This is a genomic window from Clostridium sp. UBA1056 (assembly GCA_002316385.1).
Lineage (GTDB): Bacteria > Bacillota > Clostridia > Clostridiales > Clostridiaceae > Clostridium_J.
Map to the genome: position 1 here is coordinate 1 of DCDL01000007.1, position 6722 is coordinate 6722.

The 6722-nt window shown below is 31.6% G+C and carries 6 protein-coding genes and 1 riboswitch; all 6 genes read right to left on the bottom strand.

Going from position 1 to position 6722, the window contains the following annotated elements; translation table 11 throughout:
- The coding region (locus B3W71_RS03145) for an Ig-like domain-containing protein (RefSeq protein WP_346887489.1) at nt 1-1635 on the bottom strand (1635 nt) is incomplete at its 3' end.
- A gap of 454 nt (nt 1636-2089) precedes the next feature.
- On the bottom strand, nt 2090-2551 hold the full coding sequence (ribE, locus tag B3W71_RS03150) for a 6,7-dimethyl-8-ribityllumazine synthase (RefSeq protein WP_346887490.1): 462 nt from the start codon (nt 2549-2551) through the stop codon (nt 2090-2092).
- 320 nt (nt 2552-2871) lie between these two features.
- A complete protein-coding gene (locus tag B3W71_RS03155; protein WP_346887491.1) occupies nt 2872-4074 on the bottom strand; it encodes a bifunctional 3,4-dihydroxy-2-butanone-4-phosphate synthase/GTP cyclohydrolase II in 1203 nt (400 codons plus the stop codon).
- 26 nt (nt 4075-4100) lie between these two features.
- Complete coding sequence (ribE, locus tag B3W71_RS03160; protein ID WP_346887492.1) at nt 4101-4757, bottom strand: riboflavin synthase; 657 nt, start codon at nt 4755-4757, stop codon at nt 4101-4103.
- On the bottom strand, nt 4742-5851 hold the full coding sequence (gene ribD, locus B3W71_RS03165) for a bifunctional diaminohydroxyphosphoribosylaminopyrimidine deaminase/5-amino-6-(5-phosphoribosylamino)uracil reductase RibD (protein WP_346887493.1): 1110 nt from the start codon (nt 5849-5851) through the stop codon (nt 4742-4744). The genes ribE (B3W71_RS03160) and ribD overlap by 16 nt, the downstream gene beginning before the upstream one ends.
- A gap of 227 nt (nt 5852-6078) precedes the next feature.
- A riboswitch (FMN riboswitch) is annotated at nt 6079-6194 on the bottom strand.
- A 189-nt stretch (nt 6195-6383) separates the two neighbouring features.
- Nucleotides 6384-6614, bottom strand: coding sequence for a hypothetical protein (locus B3W71_RS03170; protein ID WP_346887494.1), 231 nt, complete (start codon nt 6612-6614; stop codon nt 6384-6386).
- Between the last annotated feature and the right edge of the window lie 108 nt (nt 6615-6722).

The window sequence follows — 6722 nt, forward strand, 5'->3', positions numbered from 1 at the left end:
TGCCCACACTACATCTTTCATTGTTGCATTTGCTGGTGCTATTGTTGCTGTAAGTTCCTTTGTATCATTTAAGTTTAGGTTTGCACTTGTTGCGCTTAGTTTTATCGATGCTATTTTTATTTTTGATGGATCTGTTACCGTTACTGTGCATGTAGCTAATTTTCCACTTCCATCTTTTGCTGTTGCTGTTATGTTTGTAATTCCTTCTCCCACAGCTACAACATTACCTTTTTCATCCACTTTAGCTATGGCTTCATTGCTCGATGCCCACACTACATCTTTCATTGTTGCATTTGCTGGTGCCACCGTCGCTATCAACTCTTTGCCAGCACCTACATTTAAGCTTAATTTTGTTAAATTTAATTTTATTGATGCTAGTTTTATTTGTGGGACTGTTATTTCAACTGAAGCTGTTATTTTACTTCCATCATTTGAAGTACATGTTATAATCGCTGTACCTGCCCCTATTGAAGTTACCTTTCCATTTCCATTAACTTTAGCTATTTTTTCATCACTACTCTTCCAATCTAAAGTAGTACTTCCAGCATTACTAGGTAGTACAGTTGCAACAATATCCTTACTAGTTCCTATAGGTAATGTAAGCTTGTCCATATTTAAGTTTATTGATGATACTAATACACTAGGATCTCCGTAAGAAGACTTAGCCATTGGATATAGTTTATTAAATTCATTAGTTTTAAACTCTGCATTTCTGCTATGTCCTGTAAAATCTCTTTCATTTTTTAATAAATATGTATAGCTTATTCTATCTGGAGTAGATGTGTTTTCATCCCAAGTATTATCTACGTTGTACCATTCATTTCCTATACGTACTATGTTCCAACCATGTCTACCACCATTACCTGTACCACTTATATATCGTACTCCAATGCCTAATTCTTTTAACATTCTATATGTTAACGAAGCAAAACCTTGACATACAACATTTTTTTCCACTATCCCATTATATGTTGAAAATCTTTTCAAACTATGGTCGTACTTTACATTTTTTACAATGTAATCATGAACTGCCTTAATTTTTGTATATTCATCACTATTATATACATTTAATTCATCTAAAACATTTTTTATTTCTTTATCAACTTGTTGTTCTTGTGCATATGTAGATAGATATGTCATTGAATATGTTAGTGTTATTATTCCAGTAGAAGTATTATTTTGCACACTACATTTCCAACCACTAAAATTGGCTTTTAAATAATCTGCTTCATTTGAAGCATAAGAATCGTCATATGATAAAGCTATATTAGAAATATCACTTGCCAAATTACTATAATAATTCATTTTTAAATCAATCTTAATTTGGTTTACTCTTTTAACCATTTGATGACGTACATATTTACCTGCTTCTTCAACACTAGTAAATGGCTGTACTTCATCACTTATTACCGCTGGATCAGCATAGTCATTAATTTCACTAGGGATTTCAACATCTAATCCCTCGTACATCGGATTTACATATTCCTCATTAGTTTCTTGTATTGTTACTATTTCTGGTTCAACCACTTTACTATTTGTAGTTTGTGAGTCTACTGCCAAAGCAACATTAATATTAATTGTACTCATAAGGAATGTAAAAAGTACAATTAAGCTTGTCCATTTTTTAAATCTCATTCTATTACCCCTTTTCCTTATAATTATTTACATACCTTTATTAAGTATAAAATATAATTATACCAAAAACAATATATTATTGTAAATTAATAAAATATTTTACAATAATATATTGTTCCCAAATCTATACACAGTAAAAAAGGTGTAATGCCTCAATTATGGAGACATTTAACCCAATGTTGAATTAAATGTATTCTCAGTAAATACTGACTTTAGCCAATCTAAAGCGTTTATTTTACTTTCTTATATCTGATATATGAAAGCAAGAATTTATAGTATATAACCACTTAATCTATTAAGTAAATTAAGTCTTACATTTTTTAACTTCCTTTTGAGAGTATAACTTAATATTTTTAGTACGTTTACGAATTCATTAAATTTTATTATAAAAAATAAACTATCTCATAACTCAGCTTGTCTTGAGATAGCTTACATTTTAATATTGAATTTTAAATTAGAAACTTTTTAATAAATTCGTCATTTCTATAGCTGTTACTGCTGCATCATACCCTTTATTACCTGCTTTAGTTCCAGCCCTTTCTATAGCTTGTTCAATAGTATCCGTTGTTAGAACTCCAAAGATAACAGGTTTTTCTGTACTAAGTGATACTGCTGCTATCCCTTTTGAAGCTTCCGCACACACATAATCAAAGTGGGGGGTAGATCCCTTAATAACTGCCCCAAGGCATATAACTGCATCATATTTTTCATTTTGAGCCATTTTCTTTGCCACTAATGGTAGTTCAAAGGCTCCTGGCACCCATGCCACTTCAATGTTATCTTCTTCTACTCCATGTCTTTTTAACCCATCAATAGCTCCACCTAAAAGTTTAGATACAATAAATTCATTAAATCTTCCTACTACTATACCAATTCTTAACTCTTGTGCAATCAAATTCCCTTCAAATATTTTCATCTTTATTCCTCCTAGATTATATTTCAATTTATAACTAAAACATAGATTTAGAGTCTTATATGAGACTTCGCTCATATGAATTTTAAAGTGAAACTCCTTCTCATATGCAAGTGTCTAATGAAACTCCTTTTCACTTCATTCTAATGAGTAAGTTCCCATAACTAAATCACAGATTTAGATGGTCACTTAACTTCGACTAGCTAAATCATAGATTTAGAGTCTTGTATGAGACTTCGTCTCATATAAATTTAAAAATGAAACTCCTTCTCATATGCATTCGAATGAGTAAGTGCGACTAGCTAAATCATAGATTTAGAGTCTTACTTATAGTTAAGCATGTGGTTCATTTTCTTTTGTTTAGTCTTTAAATAAAATTCGTTATTTCCATTATACTGAACTTGAATTGGTACTCTTTCAACTACATGAATGTCGTATCCATCTAAACCTTTAATTTTCTTCGGATTGTTTGTCATAAGTCTAATCTTCCTAACTCCTAGTTCTTTAAGAATTTGAGCTCCTATCCCATAATCTCTAAGGTCTTCTGGAAATCCTAGCTTAATGTTTGCCTCTACTGTGTCATAGCCTTGGTCTTGTAAGTCATATGCTTTTAATTTATTTATAAGTCCAATGCCTCTTCCTTCTTGCCTCATATATAAAAGTATTCCACACCCCTCCTCTTCAATTTCCCTTAAAGCTTCTGCTAATTGTTCTCCACAATCACATCTTTTAGAGCCAAGGACATCTCCAGTTAAACATTCTGAATGAAGTCTTGTTAGAATTGGCTTATTCTCATTAATCTCTCCTTTAACTAAAGCTACATGGTGTTCTCCATTTAATTTATTCACAAATCCATACATTTTAAAATCTCCATATTTTGTAGGCATGTCTATCTCTGCAGCTTTTTCAACTAATACTTCTGTTTTTCTTCTATACTTAACTAAATCGGCTATGGTTATTACTTTAATATTATGTAGTTTACCAAACTCTAAAAGTTCTTCAGTTCTAGCCATAGTTCCATCTTCACTCATAATTTCACAGATTACACCTGCAGGCTTTAACCCTGCCATTTTTGCTAAATCTACTGCTGCTTCAGTATGTCCTACTCTTTTTAACACTCCACCTTCTCTAGCTTCTAGTGGAAATACATGACCCGGTCTTCTAAAATCCTCTGCTCCGCTATCTCCTTTTAAAATTTTTTGGATAGTTAACGCTCTCTCATGAGCTGATATTCCTGTAGTAGTACCTATATAATCTACGGATACTGTAAATGCAGTTTCATGATTATCTGTATTTTTTTCAACCATAGATTCTATTTTTAATTCTCTAAGCCTTTTTCCTTCAAGGGGCATACATATAAGCCCTCTCCCAAACTTAGCCATAAAGTTTATAGCCTCTGGAGTAACCTTTTCTGCAGCCATTAATAAGTCACCCTCGTTTTCTCGATCAGGATCATCAATGACTATCACCATTTTGCCATCCTTAATATCTTTGATTGCTTCCTCAATAGTATAAAATTCTAACATTTCTAGACCTCCTATTTTATTTAAATTTATAAGAATCCATTTTCTCTAAGAAAATCTTCGCTAATGGAATTTTTCTTCTCAATTTTTTTACTACTTTCAAAGGTTAAAAACTTTTCTATATATTTCCCTACTACATCGCACTCAAGATTTACAGTATCATTGAAAGTTTTAGATAATAATATAGTCTCCTTTCCTGTATGAGGAATTATTGAAACCTTAAATAACTTCTCATTCACATATGCTACAGTGAGGCTTATTCCATCTATAGCAATGGAGCCTTTCCCTACTACATACTTCAAAATATTTTCTTTAGCTTCTATGGTAACCCATATGGCGTTATCTTCCTTTTCCAAAGAAAGAATCCTTCCAATACCATCTATATGCCCACTAACTATATGTCCGCCAAATCTTCCATTTGCACTTAAAGCTCTTTCTAAGTTCACCTTATCTCCAACTTTCAGTACTCCTAAATTACTTCTTCTCAAGGTTTCTGCCATAACATCAGCATCAAATACGTTTCCATATATCTTTGTAACTGTTAAACATACTCCATTAGTGGAAATGCTATCCCCTAACTTAACATCTTCAATAACTTTACTAGCTTTAATTGAAAGTATGGAGGATTTTTCTTTATTTTTTATTCCTTTAACTTCTCCTATTTCTTCAACTATCCCTGTAAACAAGGCTTCCACCTCTCCTTCATGTAACCCTCTATTAGGATATCTTCACCTATTGTAGTTATTGTTATGTTTTCTACTTCATAGGCTTCTTGTAGATTTTTTATTCCTACTCCTTCTAATGGAGTTTTAGACATTTCTCCTCCAATAAATTTAGGTGATATATAAGTTTGAACTTTATCTACTATTTCTTCTTTAAGGGCTGAAAAATTTAAAGTGCCTCCCCCTTCTAAAAGAATACTATCAATATTCATTTCACCTAATTTAATCATTAGCTCTTTTAAATTTACTTGTCCATTTTTAGAAGATGTGATTACTACCTCTATGCCAGAGTAGCTCAAGATATCTAATTTATCTTTTTTAGCTTTTTCAGTAGTAACTATAATTGTTCTAGCCTTTTTATCAGTTATAACTTTAGAATCTAAAGGAATTCTAAGTGAACTATCTAAAATTATTCTTATAGGATTTCTTCCGCATTCTATTCTGCAAGTTAGCTCTGGATTGTCCTTTATGACTGTATTTACTCCAACTATTATCCCCATCAGGTTTCTTCTTAATTTATGTACATCTTTTCTTGCAGCTTCTCCAGTTATCCACTTTGACTCTCCACATGAAGTAGTTATTTTACCATCCAGTGACATAGCAGTCTTTAAAATTACAAAAGGCCTCTTTGTAGAAATATACTTCATAAATATTTCATTTAACTTAATACACTCATCTTCTAAAATCCCTATGTTTACCTCTATTCCAGCCTCTCTAAGTTTTTTTACTCCTCTGCCTGCTACTAATGGGTTGGGATCTAAAGAACCTATTACCACTCTTTTGATTTTTTTCTCTATGATTTTATCTACACATGGCGGTGTCTTTCCATAATGGGAACAGGGTTCTAAGGTTACATAAAGAGTTGCACCACAGGTATCCTCTCTGGCAGTTTTAAAAGCATTAACCTCAGCATGATTATCACCGTATTTCTCATGATATCCCTGCCCAATAATAACTCCATTCTTGACAAGGATTGCACCTACCATAGGATTAGGATTAACTTTTCCTCTCCCCTTTTCTGCTAATGCCAAAGCTAATCTCATATAATTTTCATCCACAAGATCACATCCTTATTTAAATAAAATAAAAACCCCAAGCTAAATAACTCGGGGCTAACATCTTATCTATGTATTATAGTAAAGTCTAGCTTATTTTTAAAAGCTTTATGCTAAAAGCATATAATTTCTTATAAAATAAAAAATCTCTGAAATATTACAAATATTCCAGAGCATATAAGCTAACAACTATAGTTATATAGAATAACTATAGAAATCCTATACTTACAAATAATTTTCTCACATCCAGACTTTACTGTCGGCCTTGGAATCTCACCAAGTCATGCCAAATTGGCTCGCGGGCTATACCGCCGGTAGGGAATTTCACCCTGCCCCGAAAATTTTTATTAACTTGTAAAAATAATGATAACATTTAAATTAGATAATTTCAATATACTATTAAGTTATTTATTTAACATTTTATACATAATGATTAAATTTACTTTAAATCTCTATTACTAATTGCAAAATAAGCCAGAGACAATTATATCCCCGGCTTACTTTATTAAACATTTTATCTTATTTAATCTAAGTACTACATATTTAGTAAATTTATTATTTCTTGAACGGCTTGCTTAGCTTCTCTAGGTAATCTATCTATTGCTGCATCTTGTGCCTTAGGATCATTTATTTGAGCTATCCTCATTATCTCTTGTTGTAACCCCGGTATATTATTAACTACATTTGAAGCATTGTTAAATCTAGCTGCAAAATTAGGGTCTCTCATTTTTTCCTTAATTCTTGCTATTACTTCATAAGGATTCATTAAACTTTCCTCCCACCATTGAAATTATTCATTATAATTACATAGTATTCAACAGTAGCTTAAAAGTTCTTATTTTTACTTATAACTTAATTTAGGCATCTGAAAATA

Coding starts and splice junctions, on each gene's coding strand:
- B3W71_RS03170 (WP_346887494.1), bottom strand. CDS start 6,614: ATGAATCCTTATGAAGTAATAGCAAGAATTAAGGAAAAAATGAGAGAC.
- ribE (WP_346887490.1), bottom strand. CDS start 2,551: ATGAAAATATTTGAAGGGAATTTGATTGCACAAGAGTTAAGAATTGGT.
- B3W71_RS03155 (WP_346887491.1), bottom strand. CDS start 4,074: ATGTTAGAATTTTATACTATTGAGGAAGCAATCAAAGATATTAAGGAT.